The following is an 18,468-nucleotide window of genomic DNA, read 5'->3' on the forward strand; positions in this document are numbered from 1 at the left end:
GGACCTCACTGGAAGGCGACCTCGGCGAAGCTGCGCAGCTTGCGGCTGTGCAGCGAACCCATGCCGTCCTGGCGCAGCAGCTCGATCGCCCGCATGCCGATGCGCAGGTGCTGGTCGACGCGCTCGCGGTAGAACTGGTTGGCCATGCCCGGCAGCTTGATCTCGCCGTGCAGCGGCTTGTCACTCACGCACAGCAGGGTGCCGTAGGGCACGCGGAAGCGGAAGCCGTTGGCGGCGATGGTGGCCGATTCCATGTCCAGCGCCACCGCGCGGCTCTGGCTGAAGCGCCGCTCCGGGCCCGGATGCGGCAGCAGCTCCCAGTTGCGGTTGTCGGTGGTGGCCACGGTGCCGGTGCGCAGCACGCGCTTGAGCTCGTAGCCGGTGAGCTGCGTCACGTCGGCCACCGCGCGCTCGAGCGCGACCTGCACCTCCGCCAGCGCCGGGATCGGCACCCACAGCGGCAGCTCCTCGTCGAGCACGTGGTCCTCGCGCACGTAGCCGTGCGCCAGCACGTAGTCGCCGAGCTGCTGCGTGTTGCGCAGGCCGGCGCAGTGGCCGAGCATGATCCAGGCATGCGGCCGCAGCACCGCGATGTGGTCGGTCATGTTCTTGGCGTTGGCCGGGCCGACGCCGATGTTGACCATCGTGATGCCGGAGTGGTCGGGCCGCATCAGGTGGTAGGCCGGCATCTGCGGCAGGCGCGGCGGCGAGCTGCCCGTGACCGCGCCGCCGCGCTGCGTGACCACGTTGCCCGGCTCGACGAAGGCCGAGTACCCGCAGTCCTCGCGCGCCATGGTCTCGCGGCCGAGCTTGATGAACTCGTCGATGTAGAACTGGTAGTTCGTGAACAGCACGAAGTTCTGGAAGTGCTCGGGCCAGGTGCCGCTGTAGTGGCGCAGCCGGTGCAGCGAGTAGTCCACCCGCGGCGCGGTGAACAGCGCCAGCGGCTGCGCCTCCCGGGGGCCCGGCTCGTGGGTGCCGTTGGCGATGCCGTCGTCCATCGCGGCCAGGTCCGGCAGGTCGAACAGGTCGCGCATCAGCTGGCGCCGCTGCGGCGTCAGCGTGCCCTCGAGGTGGTCGTCCTCGGCGAGCGAGAAGTGCACCGGGATCGGCTCGTCGCTGGCGCCGATCTCCAGCGCCACCGCATGGTTGCGCAGCAGCAGCCGGAACTGTTCGCGGTAGTAGTCCGCGAACAGGTCGGGCCGCGTCAGCGTGGTCTCGTAGCGGCCGGGCCCGGCGACGAAGCCGTAGGCCAGGCGCGAGTCGGCGCGCAGCACGGTGTCGACGCGGATCCGCACGTAGGGGTAGGTGGCGCGCACGCGCTCGCCGGGCAGGTCGCCCGCCAGGAAGGCCTGCAGCCGGGCGCGCAGATGGGCCACGCCGGCGTCGTAGATCGCCATCACGTGGGCCAGGGCGGCGTCCGGGTCGTTGAACTCGCGGCGGGGGGCGACGTCGGGCGTGATCATGGGAGGGCATTGTGCAGCGGCGCTGCGTAAACTGGTCCCCTCAGGGGGTGCAGTGATGAAGGTGCTGGTGCTGGGCGGCGGCGTGATCGGGTGTACCGCGGCCTACGAGCTGGCGAGCGAGGGCCACGAGGTGACGCTGATCGAGCGCCAGCCCGGCCCGGCGCTCGAGACGAGCTTTGCCAACGCGGGCGAGGTGTCGCCCGGCTATTCGGCTCCCTGGGCCGGCCCGGGCGTGCCGATCAAGGCCGTGAAGTGGCTGCTGATGAACCACCGCCCGCTGGTGCTGCGTCCGCACCTGGACTGGCCGATGGTGGGCTGGATCCTGGCCATGCTGCGCAACTGCACGGCGGCGCGCTACGAGCGCAACAAGAGTCGCATGGTGCGGCTGGCCGAGTTCAGCCGCGACTGCATGAAGATGCTGCGCGAGCAGACCGGCATCGCCTACGACGAGCGCATGCAGGGCACGCTGCAACTGTTCCGCACCCAGAAGCAGCTCGACGCGACCGGCGGCGACACCGCCATCCTGGACCGCTTCGGCGTGCCCTACGAACTGCTCGGCCGCGGCGGCTGCATCGAGGTGGAGCCGGCGCTGGCCCGGGTGCGCGACAAGTTCGTCGGCGGCCTGCGGCTGCCCGGCGACGAGACCGGCGACTGCTACAAGTTCACCTGCCGCATCGCCGAGCTGGCGGCGGCCAAGGGCGCGCGCCTGCGCTACGGCGAGACGCTGCAGTCGCTGCTGACCGACGGCAGGCGCATCACCGGCGTGGTCACCGACCGCGGCCGCGTCCAGGCCGACGCCTACCTGGTGGCGCTGGGCAGCCACTCGCCGCGCCTGCTGGCGCCGCTGGGCATCACGCTGCCGGTCTACCCGGTCAAGGGCTACTCGATCACGCTGCCGATCACCGACCCGGCCGGCGCGCCCGAGTCCACGGTGATGGACGAGACGCACAAGGTGGCCGTCACCCGCCTGGGCGACCGCATCCGCGTCGGCGGCACGGCCGAGCTGGCCGGCTACACGCTGCGCCTGCACGAGGCGCGGCGCCGCACGCTGATGCACGTGGTGGGCGACCTGTTCCCGGACGGCGGCGACCTCGGCCGCACCGAGTTCTGGTGCGGCCTGCGGCCGATGACGCCCGACGGCACGCCCGTGGTCGGCGGCACCGCGATGCCCAACCTGTGGCTCGCCACGGGGCACGGCACGCTGGGCTGGACCATGGCCGCCGGCACCGCCAAGGTGATGGCCGCGCTGATCGGCGGCCGCCCGGCGCCGATCGACATGGAAGGCCTGACGATCGCGCGCTACGGCTGAAGCGTGGCGCGGCGCCGCTCGAGCAGGCGCCGGTCGGCGCCGTTGCGGGCATGGACGATGGCCGTGTCCAGCTCGCGCCGCGCGGCGTCGGGCTCGCCCAGTCGCTGCAGGGCATGCGATAGCGCGGCGTGCGCATGGGCCCGCAGCGCGTCGGGCACCTGCGGCAGCAGCGCCTGCAACGCGTCGCGCGCGCGGCCGGCGTGGCCGGCCTCGGCCAGCGCGATCGCGTGCGACAGGCGCGGCGCCGCGCTGTCGTCGATGGCCAGCAGCGTGTCGTACAGGCCGACGATGCGATCCCACGCGGTGCCGGCGTAGTCCCGGGCCAGCGCGTGCTCGGCGGCGATGCCGGCCAGCAGGTGCCAGCGCGACAGGGCCACCGCGCGCTGCGACCGCGCCAGGTGGGCCAGCCCGAGCCGGACCATGCCCTGGTCCCAGCGGTGGCGCGGCTGCCCCGGCAGCGGCACGATCTCGCCGGCCGCGTCGTGACGCCCGGTCAGCCGAGCACCGTGCAGCAGCAGCAGCGCGGCCAGCGCGTCCGCATCGGGATGCGCGGCCGCCGGGTGGGCCGCCAGCGCGCGCGCCAGCCGGATCGCGTCCCAGCAGATGTCGCGCGCGGCCTCGGCGTCCGCCTGCCAGCCGGCGTTGAACATCAGCAGCAGCGCCTGCATCACCGCGTCGCGGCGCGGCGCCAGCTCATGCCCGGCCGGCAGCATCAGCACCTGGTCGCGCAGCAGCGTGCGCGCCCGCGCCAGCCGCTGCGCCAGCGCGGACTCGCTGGTCAGCAGGCCGTCGGCGATCAGCGCCAGGTCGAAACCGCACAGCGCGCGCAGCGCCAGCGCCACCTGCGACGCCGGTGGCAGCGCCGGATGGCAGGCCGCGAACAGAAGCGCCAGGCCGTCGTCGTCGAGCTCGCCGGCGAAGCGGCCGGTGGCCGGCGCGACCGCTGGCAGCACCTCGTCGAACGCCTCGCCCTCGAGTGCGAGCGACGGCGCGTCGTGGCGCAGCGCGTCGATCGCCGCGTGGCGCGCCACGCGGTAGAGCCAGCCAGCCGGGTTGTCCGGCACGCCCTCGCGCGGCCAGTGGTCGAGCGCCCTCAGTGCGGCGGTCTGCACCGCGTCCTCGGCCAGCGCGAGGTGCGCCAGGCCGAGCGAGCGGGCGAGCCGCGCCACCAGCCGCGCACGCTGGCCGCTCAGCACTTCGGCCACGGCACCGCGGCCCGCGTCGGGCGGGCTGCAGGCCGAGGCGTGTCGGGCCGGTGCCGCCGCCACGCTAGACGATCTCGATGCGCCGGACCTCGATCCAGTTGCGGCCGCGCAGGTGCGGGCAGCCGGCGGCGAGCGCCTCGGCCTGGGCATCGCCGTCGGCGCGCACGATGAACAGGCCGCCGATCACGTCCTTGGCCTCGGCGTAGGGGCCGTCGGTGGCGACCGCGCCGACGCGCAGGTGGCGTCCGCCGTCGTCGGCCAGCTTCTTGCCCGACACCAGCAGGCCGCGCTGGGCCAGGTCCTCGGCCCAGGCGGCGTAGGCGGCCACGATCTCCTCCATCTGCGCCGGCGACAGGTCGCCGTAGTCGGCCGGGGTTTCGTGCAGCAGCAGCAGGTACTCGTTCATCGCGTCGTTCTCCAGTGGCGCGGCCGGAACGGGCCGCGATCGATAGACGGACGGGCCCGCGCCGGCATGACGCGTCGGCTTGAAAATAGCCGCTCCGGCCGCAGATCGGCCGCCATCCTGCCACCGACCCGACCCTCATGAGCCAGAAACACACCCACGCCTTCCAGGCCGAGGTCCAGCAGATCCTGCACCTCGTCACCCATTCGCTGTACTCCAACAAGGAGATCTTCCTGCGCGAGCTGGTGTCCAACGCCAGCGACGCCTGCGACAAGCTGCGCTTCGAGGCGCTGGACGACGCGGCGCTGTACGAGGACGCCCCGAACCTGGAGATCCGCGTCTTCTTCGACACCGAGGCACGCACCATCACGATCCGCGACAACGGCATCGGGATGAGCCAGGCCGAGGCGATCGAGCACCTGGGCACCATCGCCAAGAGCGGCACGCGCGAGTTCATCGCGCGGCTGGGCGACCGCAAGGGCGACGCCAACCTGATCGGCCAGTTCGGCGTCGGCTTCTATTCCGGCTTCATCGTGGCCGACCGCATCACCGTGGAATCGCGCCGCGCCGGGCTGCCGGCGGCCGAGGGCGTGCGCTGGTCCAGCGACGGCAGCGGCCAATTCGAGGTGGAGACCATCGAGCGCGCGGCGCGCGGCACCGACGTGATCCTGCACCTGCGAGAGGGCGAGGAGGAGTTCGCCAAGACCTGGAAGCTGAAGTCGATCATCTCGAAGTACTCGGACCACATCTCGCTGCCCATCCTGATGCGCAAGGAGGAGTGGATCGGCGAGAAGGCCGAGTACAAGATGACCGACGAATGGGAGACGGTCAACAAGGCCGCCGCGCTGTGGACCCGCCCCAAGAGCGAGGTCACCGACGCGCAGTACCAGGAGTTCTACAAGCAGATCAGCTACAACAGCGACGCGCCGCTGGCCTACACGCACAACAAGGTCGAGGGGCGCAGCGAGTACACCCAGCTGCTGTACATCCCGGCCAAGGCACCGTTCGACCTGTACAACCGCGACAAGCGCGCGGGCGTCAAGCTCTACGTCAAGCGCGTGTTCATCATGGATGACGCGCAGGCGCTGATGCCGGCCTACCTGCGCTTCGTCAAGGGCGTGATCGACTCGGCGGACCTGCCGCTCAACGTGAGCCGCGAGCTGCTGCAGGAAAGCCGCGACGTCAAGACGATCCGCGACGGCGCCACCAAGCGCGTGCTGTCGATGATCGAGGAGCTGGCCGAGAACCAGAAGGACAAGTACGCCGCCTTCTGGAAGGAGTTCGGCGCCGTCATGAAGGAAGGCGTCGGCGAGGACCACGCCAACGCCGAGCGCCTGGCCAGGCTGCTGCGCTTCGCCTCCACCCAGGCCGACGAGGGCGTGTCGCTGGCCGACTACGTGGCCCGCATGAAGGAGGGCCAGGACGCGATCTACTACGTCACTGCCGACACGCTGGCCGCCGCGAAGTCCAGCCCGCAGCTGGAGGTGTTCCGCAAGAAGGGCATCGAGGTGCTGCTGCTGGCCGACCGCGTCGACGAGTGGATGCTGGCGCACCTGTTCGAGTTCGAGGGCCACGCGCTGCAGAGCGTGGCCAAGGGCGCGGTGGACCTGGGCACGCTGCAGGACGAGGCCGAGAAGAAGGCTGCCGAGGAGGCGGCCGAGGCCTTCCGGCCGATGCAGGAGCGGCTCAAGGCGGCGCTGAAGGACCGCGCCAAGGACGTGCGCGTGAGCACGCGCCTGGTGGACTCGCCGGCCTGCATCGTCGTGGACGAGGGCGACATGAGCTCCCACCTGGCTCGCATGCTCAAGCAGGCCGGGCAGACGGCACCGGCGTCGCAGCCGATCCTCGAGGTCAACGCCGGCCATGCGCTGGTGCGCCGGCTCGAGCGCGACGACGCCCACTTCGACGACCTGGCGCACCTGCTGTTCGACCAGGCCTGGCTGGCCGAGGGCGGCCAGCTCGAGGACCCGGCGTCGCACGTGGCGCGCGTGACCCGGCTGCTGACCGCTAGCTGAGCAGCGCGCCCTCGCGCATCGCCTGCACCTGCTCGCGCAGCTGCGTGGCCTGCTGCGACCAGTAGCCGGCGCTGGCGAACCAGGGGAACGCGATCGGAAACGCCGGGTCGCTCCAGCGCTCGGCGATCCAGGCGCTGTGGCAGATCATGCGCAGCGTGCGCAGCGGCTCCACCAGCGCCAGCTCGCGCTCGTCGAACGGCATGAACACGCGATAGCCGGCCAGCACATGCGCGAGCTGCCCGCGCATGGCCGTCGCGTCGCCCGACAGCAGCATCCACAGGTCCTGGATCGCCGGGCCGTTGCAGGCATCGTCCAGGTCGACCACATGCGGTCCCTCGTCGCGCCACATCACGTTGCCGGGATGGAAGTCGCCATGCAGGCGCAGCCGCCGCACGCCGCGGGCGGCGTCGAAGGCCTGCGTCACGAGGGCCAGCGCCTCGTCGCAGCGCGCGAGCCAGGGCCCGCGTTCGGCCTCCGGGATGTGCTCGCCGGCGGCCAGCCGGTCCCGGGCCGCGAGGCCCCAGTCCGGCCCGATGCTGCGGCGGTGCTCGAACGGGCGGCGCTGGCCCACGGCATGCAGCCGGCCCAGGAAGCGGCCGAGCCAGGTCAGCACCTCGGGGTTCTCCAGCTCCGGGCCGTGGCCGGCGTGCCGGTCGCTCACCGACAGGCGGTGCGCCGCCTGGGCCGTGCCCACGTGGGCCAGCGTCGGCGGTGTGCCGAGCAGCCGCACGCCAGGGTCGGCCGCGGTCAGCGGGCGCGGTGCGACGACCGGGATGTCGTCGTGCGCCAGCTCCAGCCCGAAGGCATGCTCCTCCAGGATCTGCGCGTCGCTCCAGCGTGCCGGCCGGTAGAACTTGGCCACCACGACCGCGCCGTCCTCGAGGTGGACCTGGTAGACCCGGTTCTCGTAGGAATTGAGCTGCAGCAGGCGGCCGTCGCCGCGCAGGCCGACGGTGTCCAGGGCGTCGAGCACCGTGGCGGGTTCGAGCTCGGCATAGACCGGCGCCGCGCCGGAGGTGTCTCGGGTCATGCACGCATTGTCGGCGTGCGGCGCGTCGGCCCCTGCGGGGCGCTCAGTTGTGCGTGCCCGTGCCCTGGTAGCGCTGGGCCTCGCCGTTGGGCAGGGCCGGGTCGCCGCCTTCGCGCACTTCCGGCACCGGCAGGCGCGGCTGGCGGGTGTCGTAGCCACCCAGGTCGCCCGGCGCGCTCACGTCCAGGCGGGTGTCCGGCGCGAAGAACGAGTCCTGGAAGAAGCTGGAGTCCTGCCACAGCGTGGCCCGCTCGCGGCGCCGCCGCGGGGCGTTGTCGGCCAGCGCGTCGCCGGCGGGCTGCGGCCGGCTGGGTGCCGGTTGCGGCCCGCGCGAGGCTGCGGTGGCCTGGGGCACCAGCAGCTGCAGTTCGGCGATTGACGGCAGGTTGTCCACCGGGCAGCGCAGGTAGCGCACGCGGCAGGCGCCGAGCACCGACTGCTTGATCTGGGTGACACGGCGCGAGTTGCCGCGGTCGGTGTCGAGGTCGATCGCCGCCAGCACCCGGCCATTGGCGCTGCAGATGGCGAAGGTGACGTGGATCGAGCCGAGCAGCTCGTACCAGTACCGCACCTCGTTCGGATCGCTCGGCTGGCAAAAGCGCACCAGCGGCAGCTTCGACAGCACGATGTGATGCGGCAGCGCCTCCCGCAGCTGGCGGTAGACGCGCCGCTCGTCGGTCGAGAAGACCGGGCGCGGCGCTAGTGCCCACTCCGTCGGCAGAGGCTTCTGCTGCTGGCTCCGGTTGCGGGGCAGGCGCCAGGCCAGCAGCACGGCCACCAGCGCGGCCACGACGACCGACGCGAGGATCCAGGGCAACAGGGCTTCCATGGGGCTGCAGGCGACAGCGCCGCGGATGCTGCGCACCCGCCGCGACAATTGGTTTCAAGTGGCCGGATGTTAACTGCTGCGCCTCGCGCCGCCGCCGGCGTCGCACCCCCAATGCGGGGGCCGGGAAACCCTTCCGGACCGGGCGCTTCCGCGCTATTCCGGCGTGCGTGGCCGGCTGCTCTGGATCTGGCTGCGGATCTCGTCGATCGCCTCGATCATGCCGGTCACGCGGCGGGCCTGCACCTTGAGCTGGTAGTCGATCTCGGCGGCGCTGTCCTCGACCAGTTCGTCCAGGTGCGAGCGCAGGTCCTCCGGCGGCAGGCGCAGCCGGGCCAGCGAATCGCCACCGTCGCGGTCGACCCGGGCTCCGGCGCGGCGGGCGATGCGCAGCATCGACGTGTTCTCCGACAGCATGTGCACCACGAGCGTGTCGATGCCGCGGTTGCGCGCATGCAGCACCGCATGGTCGAACAGGCGCCCGCCGTAGCCCCGTCCGCGGGCGTGCGGCAGCACCGACACGCCGAACTCGGCCTCCCGGGTGTCGGGCAGGGCCGCCAGGTGCGCCTGGGCGATCAGCTCCAGCCGCCGGTTGAAGATGCCGAACACCTCGTCCTTGGAGAAGTCGATCAGGTCGGCGTAGCGCGCGACCTGGGCGTCCGACGCGGCGTAGCCGAAGCGCAGGTAGCGGTCCTCGGCCGGCAGCGCCAGCAGGTGGGCCAGGATGCGGGGGCGATGGCGCTCCGACAGCGACCGCACCGGCACCCAGCGCAGCCGCACGGCCGCATCGCCGTGGTCCGGCGGGGCGGGGGCGTCCTGGGATGGGTCGGGGCGGAGGTCGGTGGTCATGATCTAGGGTTAACCCTGATCCTATACGAACGGGGGTGCCTGCGCCGAAGGAGGGCTCCCTCCGGCGGCCAGGGCATGGGATCGACGCCGGGCCGGTATGGGCTACAATCTTCGGCTTTCCTGCCGGCGGCGGGAAACGAGGTTCGGGAGGCCGCAGTCCTGACAAGCGGCGCCCCGGGCCGGGCCCTTCACTGTGAGGGGCCCTCAGCCGCCTGACAACCATCGTCGAAAGACCCTCATGAAGACCTTCAGCGCCAAGCCGGCCGAAGTGAAGCATGAATGGTTTGTGATTGACGCCACCGATAAGGTGCTCGGACGTGTCGCCAGCGAAGTGGCACTCCGTTTGCGCGGCAAGCACAAGGCCATTTACACGCCTCACGTCGACACCGGCGATTTCATCGTCGTCGTCAACGCCGACAAGATCCGCGTCACCGGCAACAAGGCCGAAGACAAGGTGTACTACCGTCACTCGGGCTTCCCGGGCGGCATCTACGGCACCAAGTTCAAGGACATGCAGGCCAGGCACCCCGGCCGCGCCCTCGAGAAGGCGGTCAAGGGCATGCTGCCCAAGGGCCCGCTCGGCTACGCGATGGTGAAGAAGCTGAAGGTGTACGCCGGCGCGTCGCACCCCCACACGGCCCAGCAGCCCAAGCCGCTGGCGATCTAAGGAGCGACGATGATCGGCAATTGGAACTACGGCACGGGCCGCCGCAAGTCGTCGGTGGCGCGCGTGTTCATCAAGAAGGGCACCGGCCAGATCCTGGTCAACGGCAAGCCCGTCGAGCAGTACTTCGGCCGCCAGACGTCCATCATGGTCGTCAAGCAGCCCCTGCTGCTGACCAACAACGACGCCGCGTTCGACATCAAGGTCAACGTCCACGGTGGCGGCGAGTCCGGCCAGGCCGGTGCGGTGCGTCATGGCATCACCCGCGCCCTGATCGACTATGACGCAGCGCTCAAGCCGAGCCTGTCGCAGGCCGGTTTCGTGACCCGCGACGCCCGCGAGGTGGAGCGCAAGAAGGTCGGCCTGCACGGCGCCCGCCGCCGCAAGCAGTTCAGCAAGCGCTGACCTTTCGCTACACGCAAGACCGACCCGAGGCCGCAAGATTGCGGCCTCGCTCGTTTCAAGGCACCGATGCGCTGGAAACTCTTCCGCCGCCGACTCTCGATCAGCGCCCCGCGCATGATCGTGCGCAGCCACCTGCCGTGGCCGTTGCGCTGGGTCGTGCTGGCGGTCGCCTTCGGCTTCTCGGCGGCGCTGTCGCTGTGGGCGTTCGAGTTCGGCAAGGAGATCGCCGGCCTGGAGCGGGGCGCCAAGGAGGAACTCGCCCAGCTGCGCGCCGAGGTCAAGACCCTGCGCGAGGAGCGCGAGCGGGCCCAGTCGATCGCCAACACGGCGGACAGCCTGCTCAAGGCCGAGCGCGCCACGCAGGACCGGCTCAACCAGCAGCTGCGGCAGGCCGAGGCCGAGGTGCTGTCGCTCAAGGCCGACCTGGGGTTCTTCGAGCGCCTGCTGCCGGCGTCCGGCAGTACCGGGCTGGCCGTCCGGTCGCTGCAGGCCGAGGCGCTGCAGCCGGGACAGTTGCGCTACCAGATCCTGCTGATGCAAAGCGGCAAGTCGCCGGCCGAGTTCAAGGGCCGCTACGAGCTGCAGCTGTCGGGCACGCTCGAGGGCAAGCCGTGGACCTGGACCCCCGACGCCGCGGGCCGCGCCATCTCGGTGAAGCAGTACGCACGGGTGGAAGGTACGGTCGACCACCCCCAGCCTGCCGTGGTAAAAACCGTTCAGGTCCGGGTCCTGGACGGGTCCGGTGGCGTCCGCGCCACCCAGACCGTCAAGTTGTGAAAGGAGGCCGCCGATGTGGTCACTCAGCAAGAAGCAGCCTCCGATCCGCAGCCTGATCGGTGAAGGCACGGTCGTCCACGGCGAAGTGCGCTACGAGGAAGGCCTGCGCATCGACGGCGAGGTCCACGGCGACGTGATCGCGGTGGGCGAGGGGCGCAATCTGCTGGTCATCAGCGAGAAAGCCCGTGTCGTCGGCAAGGTGAAGGGCGGCCATGTGATCATCAATGGCAGCGTCATCGGCCCCGTGGAATGCGACGAGCTGCTGGAGTTGCAGCCCAAGGCCCGGATCCAGGGTGACGTACGCTACGGCACGATCGAGATGCACCAGGGAGCCGGGATCGACGGCGAGGTGCGCACCATCAAGCCGAGCGAGGAGCGCCCGGCCCTGAAGCTGGCGGCCACGAGCCGCCTCTGAGAACCAACGCAGGAACCCCATCATGAATGCCATCGCCGCACCGCTGGGCCACGCCACCGACGAACTGCCGCCTCCGCTGGTGTTCACCGACAGCGCCGCGGGCAAGGTCAAGGAACTCGTCGAGGAGGAAGGCAACCCCGACCTGAAGCTGCGCGTGTTCGTGCAGGGCGGCGGCTGCTCCGGCTTCCAGTACGGCTTCACCTTCGACGAGGTCGTCAACGAGGACGACACCCAGATGGCCAAGAACGGCGTCACGCTGCTGATCGACGCCATGAGCCTGCAGTACCTGATGGGCGCCGAGATCGACTACAAGGAAGACCTGCAGGGTGCGCAGTTCGTGATCAAGAACCCCAACGCCACCACCACCTGCGGCTGCGGATCGAGCTTCTCGGTCTGACGCGCCGCCCGGCGCCGCGACGAGGCCGCCTTCGGGCGGCCTTCTGCTTTCCTGGCCCCGCGCGGGTCGCCGCGCCGCGATGCCCGCGCGTCAGGCCGGGTGCAGCGCCCCCAGCACCCGCGGGCCGCGGGCGCCGGTCACCTCGGGCAGGTTGCCGGGCTGGCGCGTCACGAAGCGCTGGGCGAGCCAGGCGAACGCCGCGGCCTCGACCTGGTCCACCGGCACGCCGAGCTCGGCGGTGGTGGCCACGGTCACGCCCGACAGCCGGGCGGCGAGGGCACGCATGAGGTGCCCATTGCGGGCGCCACCGCCGCAGACGAACAGGCGCGCGATGCCGGGGCCGTGCTGCTTCAGGCTGCGCGCCACCGACTCCACCGTCAGCGCCGCCAGGGTGGCCTGGACATCCACCGCCGCCCACGATGCGTCGAGGTGGGGCGCCAGCCAGTCGAGGTGGAACAGGTCCCGGCCGGTGCTCTTGGGCGGTGCCTGCGCGAAGAACGGCTCCTGCAGCAGCGCGTCGAGCAGCGGCCCGATCGGTCGGCCGCCCGCGGCCCAGGCGCCGTCCGCGTCGAACGGCGCGCCCCGGTGGCGCTCGCACCAGGCGTCGAGCAGCGCGTTGGCGGGCCCGGTGTCGAAGCCCAGCACGGCCTGCCCGGGCACGAGCAGCGTGAGGTTGCCGATGCCGCCCAGGTTGAGCACCGCCCGGGCCTCGCCGGCGCCGGCGAACACCGCCGCATGGAAGCCTGGCGCCAGGGGCGCCCCCTGGCCGCCGGCGGCCACGTCGCGCGAGCGCAGGTCGCACACGACGTCGATGCGCGTCAGCTCGGCCAGCAGCGCGCCGTCGAGCAGCTGCACCGTGTAGCCGGCCTCCGGGTGATGCCGCACCGTCTGGCCGTGGGCACCGATGGCCCGCACCTCGGACGCGCTGACGCCGCAGTCGAACAGCAGCGCGCTGACGACGGAGGAATAGGCCATCGCCACGCCGCCGGCCGCACGCGCGGCGCGATCCAGTTCGTCGTCGCCCGGGGTGTTCAGCGCCATCAGCTCGTCGCGCAGCGCGGCGACGAAGGGTTCGTGGCGATGACCGCGAAGGCGCGGCGCCCGGCCGGGCTCGAGATCGATCAGCACGCCGTCGACCCCGTCGAGCGAGGTGCCCGACATGAGGCCGATGTACAGGTTCACGGGGCTATTCGGTGCGGCCGCTGGCGCCGGCCAGGGTCTCGGCGACATCGAGCGTGACCTGCATCGACCGCGCCAGGGCCTGGAACTCGTCGCGGGCCGACGCCGGCAGCGGCATCGTCTCGCTGGCCTTGGCCACCTTGAGCGGGTCCTGGTGCACGCCGTTGACGCGGAACTCGAAGTGCAGGTGCGGGCCGGTGGACCAGCCGGTCGACCCCACGGCGCCGATGCGCTGCCCCTGCTCGACGCGCTGGCCCTTGCGCACGTCGATGCGCGACAGGTGGGCGTAGAGCGTGGTGCGGTCGTTGGTGTGGCGCACGGTGATCACGTTGCCGTAGCCGTTCTGCCAGCCGGCGAACTCGACCAGGCCGTCGCCCACGGTACGCACCGGGGTGCCCGTCGGCGCGGCGTAGTCCACGCCGAGGTGGCGGCGCCAGGTCTGCGCGATCGGGTGGAAGCGCATCGCGAAGCCGGAGGTGACGCGCGAGAACTCCATCGGGCTGACGAGGAACGCGCGCCGCTTGCTCTGGCCGGCCAGGTCGAAGTAGGCGCCGCGCCCGTCGGCACCGCGGTACCACACGGCCTGGTGCGTGCGGCCGGCATTGACGAACTCGGCAGCCAGCACGCGGCCGGTGCCCTGGTTCCAGCCGATCGGTTCGCCGTCGGCCGTCAGGCCCTCGTAGACGACCGAGAACGTGTCGCCGCGACGCAGCTCGCGGTGCATGTCGATGTCGGCGGCGAAGATCTCGGCGATCTGGATCGCCACCGCGTCGGGGATGCGGGCCTCGTCGCTGGCGGCGAACAGCGAGCTGCGGATGGTGCCGCTGGCCAGCCGGACCTGCGAGCCCAGCGCCGCCGTGTCTTCGCGCGAGGCCAGGCGCCCCTGCGCGTCGCGCGCCACGGTGACGCGGGTGAAGTGGGTGCCGATCTGTTCCGGCACGGTGGCCGGCAGGCGGCCGATCAGCTCGAGCAGGCTGCCGTCCTCGCGCACCCGCGCCTGCACGATGCGGCCGGCACGGCCGTCGACGATGCGGCGTGCCGCGGGGTCGCTGCGCAGGAACGCCGCGGCGTAGCTGTCGGCCACGCCCAGGCGACGCAGCACGGTCTCGGCCGAGTCGCCGGGCCGGGTGACCTCGGTGCGGTGGAGCTCGACCAGATGCCCGGCCAGGGCTTCGAGCTGCGGCGCCACCGGTTCGGCCTCCACGGCTTCGACCAGCAGGCGCTGGGGCAGGGCGGCGGCGTCCGGGGCCAGCGGGGCCACGGCGAACGCGGCCACGCCGAAGCCCGCCAGCACGGCCACCACGGCGCCGACCGCGGCGCGGTGATGCCGCATCAGCAGCGACTGCAGGTCAGCGGCGAATTGCGCCAGGGTTCCCAACAACAGTGTTCTCGGATGACGGGCCCGAAGGCCGGCTGGGGGGCCGGGCGGGCACCTTTAAGATCGGCGCCTTCGCTGCCCGGTTCGGTTTTTCCAGACGCGGCCGCAAGACAACCGCCCCGCCATTTTATCGGCTGCGCCCGGGGCGCAGCCCGTGACTTACCCCCGCCGACCGCGAAGCACCATGTCAGCAAACGTGACAGCCCCTGCCGCCCATCCGATCACCGACGCCGTGCGGGAGGCCCTGGCGGTGAGCCTGCGGGGCTGCGAGGAGCTGCTGCCGCAGGCCGAATGGCAGGCCAAGCTGGCCCGCTCGGCCGCCACCGGCGTGCCGCTGCGCATCAAGTTCGGCCTCGACCCCACGGCGCCGGACCTGCACCTCGGGCACACCGTGGTGTTCAACAAGATGCGCCAGCTACAGGACCTGGGGCACACCGTCATCCCGCTGATCGGCGACTTCACGTCGATGATCGGCGATCCGTCCGGCCGCAACTCGACCCGCCCGCCGCTCACGCGCGAGCAGATCGAGGCCAACGCGAAGACCTACTTCGAGCAGATCGGCCTGGTGCTGGACATCGGCCGCGCCGAGGTCCGCTACAACAGCGAGTGGAGCGACCCGCTGGGCGCGCGCGGCATGATCCAGCTCGCCGCCCGCTACACCGTGGCGCGCATGATGGAGCGCGACGATTTCTCCAAGCGCTTCGCCGCGGGCACCCCGATCTCGGTGCACGAGTTCCTCTACCCGCTGATGCAGGGCTACGACTCGGTGGCGCTGAAGAGCGACCTCGAACTCGGCGGCACCGACCAGAAGTTCAACCTGCTGATGGGCCGCCACCTGCAGATGGAAGCCGGCCAGGAGCCGCAGTGCATCCTGACGATGCCGCTGCTCGAAGGCACGGACGGCGTCGAGAAGATGTCGAAGTCGAAGAACAACTACATCGGCATCACCGAGCCGGCGAACACGATGTTCGCCAAGCTGCTGTCGATCAGCGACGAGCTGATGTGGCGCTACTTCACGCTGCTGTCGTGGCGCCCGGCGGCCGAGATCGAGCGCCTGCGCGCCGAGGTGCAGGGCGGGCGCAACCCCAAGGACGCCAAGGTGCTGCTGGCCAAGGAGATCACCTCGCGCTTCCACGGCGCCGCGGCGGCCGACGCGGCCGAGCAGGACTTCGTCAACCGCTCGCGCGGCGGCGTGCCCGACGAGATCCCCGAGCTGTCGTTCGAGGGCGCGCCGCTGGCCATCGGCGCGCTGCTCAAGCAGGCCGGCCTGGTGCCTTCCACCAGCGAGGCGATGCGCATGATCGAGCAGGGCGGCGTGCGCCTGGACGGCGCCGTCGTCAGCGACAAGGGCCTGAAGGTGGGCGCCGGGACCGTCGTGGTGCAGGTCGGCAAGCGCAAGTTCGCGCGCGTGACGCTGGCCTGAGGTGAGCGCGCTGCTGCACCCGCGGGCGGCCTGGGCCGTGACGGCCGGCTGCCTGGCGATGGGCACCCTGGTCTGGGCCCTCGGCGCCCCGCAGGAAGTCGAGACCCTGATGGGCGAGACCGGCCCGGTGGAGCGCGTCACCACCGTCAGCTACCTGCTGTGTGCGCTGTTCGCGGCCGTCGCGCGGGCGGGCGACACCGACCGGCGCACCACGCTGGCCCTGGTGGTCATGATGGTGGCCTTCGCCCTGCGCGAGCTCGACTGGCACAAGGCCTTCACCGGCACCAGCGTGCTGCGCCTGAGCTGGTACGCCGGGCCCGCGGCCTGGACGACCAAGCTGGCCGCCCTTGCGGTGCTGCTGCCGGTGGCGGCTTCGTCGGCGTGGCTGGTGTGGCGCCACGCCGTGCCCACCTGGCGCGGCTGGCGCGCCGGTCGCCCGGTGGCCACCACCGTGGTGGCCTTCTTCGTCACCCTGGTGCTGGCCAAGACGCTGGACCGCATGGTGTCGATCCTGAGCTTCGACTTCGGCGTGCACGTGCCCCTGTACTGGGTGGCCCTGCGCTCGGCGCTGGAGGAGTGCCTGGAGCTGGGCCTGAGCCTGCTCGTGCTGCTGGGCCTCGCGCAGCATCGCGCCCAGCGGTCGCGCGGCTAGGCCGGCGGGCCGAACGCCAGCGTCGCGCGCAGGCCGCGCCCGTCCGCCAGCGGCGAACGCAGTTCGAGGCGGGCGCCGGACTGGCGCGCCACCGACTCCACCATGGCCAGGCCCAGGCCGGCGCCGTCGGTGTCGACGTCGCCACGCTCGAACGGGCGCCGCAGCCGGCCGAGCGACGCGGCGTCGATGCCCGGGCCGGTGTCTTCCACCGCGATGGCAGCGTCCGTCACGCGCAGCACCACCGGCGCGCCCTGCGCGTGCTTGAGGGCGTTGTCCAGCAGGTTGCGCACGGCGATCGACAGCGCGTCGATGTCGCCGTCGACGACGACCGGTTGGCCGGGCAGGTCCAGCCGCAGGCGCGCCGCGTCGGGCGAGCCGCGGAACTCGTCGGCCACCAGGCGCGCCAGCAGCGTCAGGTCCACCGGCTCGCGCTGCAGCGCGATGCCGCTTTCCAGGCGCGCGATCTGCAGCAGGCGCGACGACAGCCGGGTCAGCCGGTCGAGCTGGGCCAGCAGGCGCTCGCCCTGGGTCTGCACCGCGGCGTCGTGGGTGGACGCCATCAGGCGCTGCGCCTGGGCCCGGGCTGCGGCCAGCGGCGTGCGCAGTTCGTGCGCGCTGCGCGCCGCGAACAGCCGCTCGGCGTCGATCAGGTCGCGCAGGCGCGCCAGCAGCGCATTGAAGCCTTCGAGCAGCGGCCGCAGCTCGACGGGCGTGCGGTCCAGCGGCAGCGGGCTCAGGTCGGCCGCGTCGCGCGCGCGCATCGTGGTGCCGGCCCGCTCCACGCTGCGAAGCCCGGAGCGCAGCCCCCAGTGCAGCGCGGCACCCGACAGCGGCAGCAGGGCCAGCAGCGGCAGCACCATCCACACGCCCCCGGTCGCGAGCAGGCGCCGCCGGTGCGCCGACGCCTCGGCCACCAGCACGCGGCGGCGGCCGTCGTCGCGGGTCAGCGCGATCACGTGCCAGGGCGGCTGCTCGCGCAGGCCCTCGATGCCCGCCGGCAGCAGCGGCGTCTCCGGCGCGCTGTGCGAGCGCAGCCGCAGCCGGCCCCGGCCGTCGAACACCTGGTAGATCACATGCTCCTCGTGCGAGCCGACCTCGGCGGCGAGGGCCTCGCCGTCGTCACCGCCGAGGGCGGCCTCGGGCAGCACGAGCAGGCGCTGGGCCGTCTCTTCCAGTGCGCTGTCGAGCACCTCGGCGGTCTCGTGGCGCACCCCCAGCCACGCGATCGCCGCCCCCGCCAGCCACAGCAGCGCCAGCACGACCCACAGCCGGCCGCGCAGCCTGGACTCCAGGCTCCACGGCGCGGCCGGCCGCTCAGCGTTCGAGACGGTAGCCGAGGCCACGGTGCGTGCTGATCGCCTGCGCGCCGAGCTTCCTGCGCAGCCGGCTGACGATCACTTCGAGGGAGTTGCTGTGGTCGCCGGGCAGGGCCGTGCCGAGCTGCTCGCGCGGGCAGATGTGCCCCTGGCGTCGTGCCAGGCCGTCGAGCACTGCCCATTCGGTGGCGGTCAGGTCGACCGGCTGCCCGTCGCGGCGCGCCAGACGCCCGGCGAAGTCGATCTCCACGCCGCCGGCCGCCGTGCGGGCCGCCGGGTCGACGCGGCGCCGCAGCGCGTCGACGCGCGCGGCCAGTTCGTCCAGGTCGAAGGGCTTGACCAGGTAGTCGTCCGCGCCGGCCTGCAGGCCCCGCACGCGGTCGCTGACCTGGTCGCGCGCCGTCAGCACGATCACCGGGCGCCGGTCGCCGTCCGCGCGCCAGCCGCGCAGCAGCCACAGCGCGTCGCCGTCGGGCAGGTTCAGGTCCAGCAGCGCCATGTCGGGCGCCGGAGCCGAGCGCGCCTGCGCCACGCGCTTGCACCAGTGCACCGCATGGCCGCGCGCCTCCAGGTGCTCGGCCACGGCCTGGCCGAGGTCGATGTCGTCTTCGAGGAGCAGGACGTTCATGGGCACATGCTGAGGGATCGACCCCCGATCAGGCTTGATCCAGATGAACCCAGGCTGAACGGGCGCCGGTTTCCGTTCATCCGGGGTTCAGGCCGCCGCCGCAAAGTCGTCGACGTGTCCAACCCCCTCCC

Annotated in this window: 19 protein-coding genes; 9 read left to right on the forward strand and 10 right to left on the reverse strand. The window is 72.1% G+C overall.

The genetic code is table 11. From position 1 onward, the window contains the following. Positions 1 to 5: 5 nt before the first annotated feature. Entirely contained in the window at positions 6 to 1,466 is a 1,461-nt protein-coding gene (locus AC2EAQ_RS17895) for an AMP nucleosidase (protein WP_484645792.1), read from the reverse strand. Between AC2EAQ_RS17895 and AC2EAQ_RS17900 the strand changes: the two genes are divergently transcribed. After that, on the forward strand, positions 1,465 to 2,775 hold the full coding sequence (locus tag AC2EAQ_RS17900) for a D-amino acid dehydrogenase (protein ID WP_484645793.1): 1,311 nt from the start codon (positions 1,465 to 1,467) through the stop codon (positions 2,773 to 2,775). The genes AC2EAQ_RS17895 and AC2EAQ_RS17900 overlap by 2 nt on opposite strands. Here the strand turns inward: AC2EAQ_RS17900 and AC2EAQ_RS17905 are convergent. Next, complete coding sequence (locus AC2EAQ_RS17905; RefSeq protein WP_484645794.1) at positions 2,766 to 3,980, reverse strand: RNA polymerase sigma factor; 1,215 nt, start codon at positions 3,978 to 3,980, stop codon at positions 2,766 to 2,768. The genes AC2EAQ_RS17900 and AC2EAQ_RS17905 overlap by 10 nt on opposite strands. A 64-nt stretch (positions 3,981 to 4,044) precedes the next feature. Further along, positions 4,045 to 4,386, reverse strand: a complete 342-nt coding sequence (locus tag AC2EAQ_RS17910; RefSeq protein ID WP_484645795.1) for a YciI family protein — start codon at positions 4,384 to 4,386, stop codon at positions 4,045 to 4,047. 137 nt (positions 4,387 to 4,523) lie between these two features. Between AC2EAQ_RS17910 and htpG the strand changes: the two genes are divergently transcribed. Beyond that, positions 4,524 to 6,398, forward strand: coding sequence for a molecular chaperone HtpG (htpG, locus tag AC2EAQ_RS17915; RefSeq protein WP_484645796.1), 1,875 nt, complete (start codon positions 4,524 to 4,526; stop codon positions 6,396 to 6,398). Here the strand turns inward: htpG and AC2EAQ_RS17920 are convergent. The 3 genes from AC2EAQ_RS17920 to AC2EAQ_RS17930 all read right to left on the reverse strand — a co-directional run bounded on the left by AC2EAQ_RS17920 (position 6,391) and on the right by AC2EAQ_RS17930 (position 9,103). Next, a complete protein-coding gene (locus AC2EAQ_RS17920) occupies positions 6,391 to 7,428 on the reverse strand; it encodes a serine/threonine protein kinase (RefSeq protein ID WP_484645797.1) in 1,038 nt (345 codons plus the stop codon). The two genes, htpG and AC2EAQ_RS17920, sit on opposite strands and share 8 nt — an antisense overlap. Positions 7,429 to 7,471: 43 nt before the next feature. Continuing rightward, complete coding sequence (locus AC2EAQ_RS17925; RefSeq protein WP_484645798.1) at positions 7,472 to 8,257, reverse strand: DUF2726 domain-containing protein; 786 nt, start codon at positions 8,255 to 8,257, stop codon at positions 7,472 to 7,474. A 153-nt stretch (positions 8,258 to 8,410) separates the two neighbouring features. Continuing rightward, a complete protein-coding gene (locus AC2EAQ_RS17930; RefSeq protein ID WP_484645799.1) occupies positions 8,411 to 9,103 on the reverse strand; it encodes a GNAT family N-acetyltransferase in 693 nt (230 codons plus the stop codon). 238 nt (positions 9,104 to 9,341) lie between these two features. On the opposite strand from AC2EAQ_RS17930, the gene rplM reads away from it, so the two are divergent. The 5 genes from rplM to erpA all read left to right on the forward strand — a co-directional run bounded on the left by rplM (position 9,342) and on the right by erpA (position 11,761). After that, positions 9,342 to 9,770 (forward strand): 50S ribosomal protein L13, encoded by a 429-nt coding sequence (rplM, locus tag AC2EAQ_RS17935; RefSeq protein ID WP_484645800.1) that lies wholly within the window; start codon positions 9,342 to 9,344, stop codon positions 9,768 to 9,770. A 9-nt stretch (positions 9,771 to 9,779) separates the two neighbouring features. Further along, the gene (gene rpsI, locus AC2EAQ_RS17940) at positions 9,780 to 10,172 is read left to right on the forward strand and encodes a 30S ribosomal protein S9 (RefSeq protein ID WP_484645801.1); all 393 of its coding nucleotides are present in this window, start codon (positions 9,780 to 9,782) and stop codon (positions 10,170 to 10,172) included. A 66-nt stretch (positions 10,173 to 10,238) separates the two neighbouring features. Continuing rightward, the gene (locus AC2EAQ_RS17945; protein WP_484645802.1) at positions 10,239 to 10,949 is read left to right on the forward strand and encodes a DUF6776 family protein; all 711 of its coding nucleotides are present in this window, start codon (positions 10,239 to 10,241) and stop codon (positions 10,947 to 10,949) included. Positions 10,950 to 10,962: 13 nt separating this feature from the next. Further along, a complete protein-coding gene (locus AC2EAQ_RS17950; protein WP_484645803.1) occupies positions 10,963 to 11,364 on the forward strand; it encodes a bactofilin family protein in 402 nt (133 codons plus the stop codon). Positions 11,365 to 11,386: 22 nt separating this feature from the next. Then, positions 11,387 to 11,761: an iron-sulfur cluster insertion protein ErpA gene (gene erpA / locus AC2EAQ_RS17955; protein WP_484645804.1), complete on the forward strand. Its 375-nt coding sequence runs from the start codon at positions 11,387 to 11,389 to the stop codon at positions 11,759 to 11,761. A gap of 90 nt (positions 11,762 to 11,851) precedes the next feature. Here erpA and AC2EAQ_RS17960 read toward each other — a convergent pair whose 3' ends face one another. Continuing rightward, the gene (locus tag AC2EAQ_RS17960; protein ID WP_484645805.1) at positions 11,852 to 12,943 is read right to left on the reverse strand and encodes an anhydro-N-acetylmuramic acid kinase; all 1,092 of its coding nucleotides are present in this window, start codon (positions 12,941 to 12,943) and stop codon (positions 11,852 to 11,854) included. Between the two features lie 4 nt (positions 12,944 to 12,947). Further along, positions 12,948 to 14,273 (reverse strand): peptidoglycan DD-metalloendopeptidase family protein, encoded by a 1,326-nt coding sequence (locus tag AC2EAQ_RS17965; protein ID WP_484645826.1) that lies wholly within the window; start codon positions 14,271 to 14,273, stop codon positions 12,948 to 12,950. Positions 14,274 to 14,502: 229 nt separating this feature from the next. Between AC2EAQ_RS17965 and tyrS the strand changes: the two genes are divergently transcribed. Further along, a complete protein-coding gene (gene tyrS / locus AC2EAQ_RS17970) occupies positions 14,503 to 15,741 on the forward strand; it encodes a tyrosine--tRNA ligase (RefSeq protein WP_484645806.1) in 1,239 nt (412 codons plus the stop codon). Between the two features lies 1 nt (position 15,742). After that, a complete protein-coding gene (locus AC2EAQ_RS17975) occupies positions 15,743 to 16,393 on the forward strand; it encodes a hypothetical protein (protein WP_484645807.1) in 651 nt (216 codons plus the stop codon). Here AC2EAQ_RS17975 and AC2EAQ_RS17980 read toward each other — a convergent pair. Together AC2EAQ_RS17980 and AC2EAQ_RS17985 are read right to left on the reverse strand one after the other, a co-directional pair. After that, positions 16,390 to 17,736, reverse strand: coding sequence for a sensor histidine kinase (locus AC2EAQ_RS17980; protein ID WP_484645808.1), 1,347 nt, complete (start codon positions 17,734 to 17,736; stop codon positions 16,390 to 16,392). The two genes, AC2EAQ_RS17975 and AC2EAQ_RS17980, sit on opposite strands and share 4 nt — an antisense overlap. After that, complete coding sequence (locus AC2EAQ_RS17985; protein ID WP_484645809.1) at positions 17,708 to 18,337, reverse strand: response regulator transcription factor; 630 nt, start codon at positions 18,335 to 18,337, stop codon at positions 17,708 to 17,710. Before AC2EAQ_RS17985 ends, AC2EAQ_RS17980 begins: the two co-directional genes overlap by 29 nt. Positions 18,338 to 18,468 lie beyond the last annotated feature (131 nt).

It is taken from the genome of Aquabacterium sp. T101 (genome assembly GCF_057219775.1).

Excerpts from the sequence above, each read along its gene's own strand:
- AC2EAQ_RS17900 (WP_484645793.1), top strand. The coding sequence starts at position 1,465 with ATGGGAGGGCATTGTGCAGCGGCGCTGCGTAAACTGGTCCCCTCAGGG.
- AC2EAQ_RS17895 (WP_484645792.1), bottom strand. The coding sequence starts at position 1,466 with ATGATCACGCCCGACGTCGCCCCCCGCCGCGAGTTCAACGACCCGGAC.
- AC2EAQ_RS17910 (WP_484645795.1), bottom strand. The coding sequence starts at position 4,386 with ATGAACGAGTACCTGCTGCTGCTGCACGAAACCCCGGCCGACTACGGC.
- htpG (WP_484645796.1), top strand. The coding sequence starts at position 4,524 with ATGAGCCAGAAACACACCCACGCCTTCCAGGCCGAGGTCCAGCAGATC.
- AC2EAQ_RS17920 (WP_484645797.1), bottom strand. The coding sequence starts at position 7,428 with ATGACCCGAGACACCTCCGGCGCGGCGCCGGTCTATGCCGAGCTCGAA.
- AC2EAQ_RS17925 (WP_484645798.1), bottom strand. The coding sequence starts at position 8,257 with ATGGAAGCCCTGTTGCCCTGGATCCTCGCGTCGGTCGTCGTGGCCGCG.
- AC2EAQ_RS17930 (WP_484645799.1), bottom strand. The coding sequence starts at position 9,103 with ATGACCACCGACCTCCGCCCCGACCCATCCCAGGACGCCCCCGCCCCG.
- rplM (WP_484645800.1), top strand. The coding sequence starts at position 9,342 with ATGAAGACCTTCAGCGCCAAGCCGGCCGAAGTGAAGCATGAATGGTTT.
- rpsI (WP_484645801.1), top strand. The coding sequence starts at position 9,780 with ATGATCGGCAATTGGAACTACGGCACGGGCCGCCGCAAGTCGTCGGTG.
- AC2EAQ_RS17945 (WP_484645802.1), top strand. The coding sequence starts at position 10,239 with ATGCGCTGGAAACTCTTCCGCCGCCGACTCTCGATCAGCGCCCCGCGC.
- AC2EAQ_RS17950 (WP_484645803.1), top strand. The coding sequence starts at position 10,963 with ATGTGGTCACTCAGCAAGAAGCAGCCTCCGATCCGCAGCCTGATCGGT.
- erpA (WP_484645804.1), top strand. The coding sequence starts at position 11,387 with ATGAATGCCATCGCCGCACCGCTGGGCCACGCCACCGACGAACTGCCG.
- AC2EAQ_RS17965 (WP_484645826.1), bottom strand. The coding sequence starts at position 14,273 with ATGCGGCATCACCGCGCCGCGGTCGGCGCCGTGGTGGCCGTGCTGGCG.
- tyrS (WP_484645806.1), top strand. The coding sequence starts at position 14,503 with ATGTCAGCAAACGTGACAGCCCCTGCCGCCCATCCGATCACCGACGCC.
- AC2EAQ_RS17985 (WP_484645809.1), bottom strand. The coding sequence starts at position 18,337 with ATGAACGTCCTGCTCCTCGAAGACGACATCGACCTCGGCCAGGCCGTG.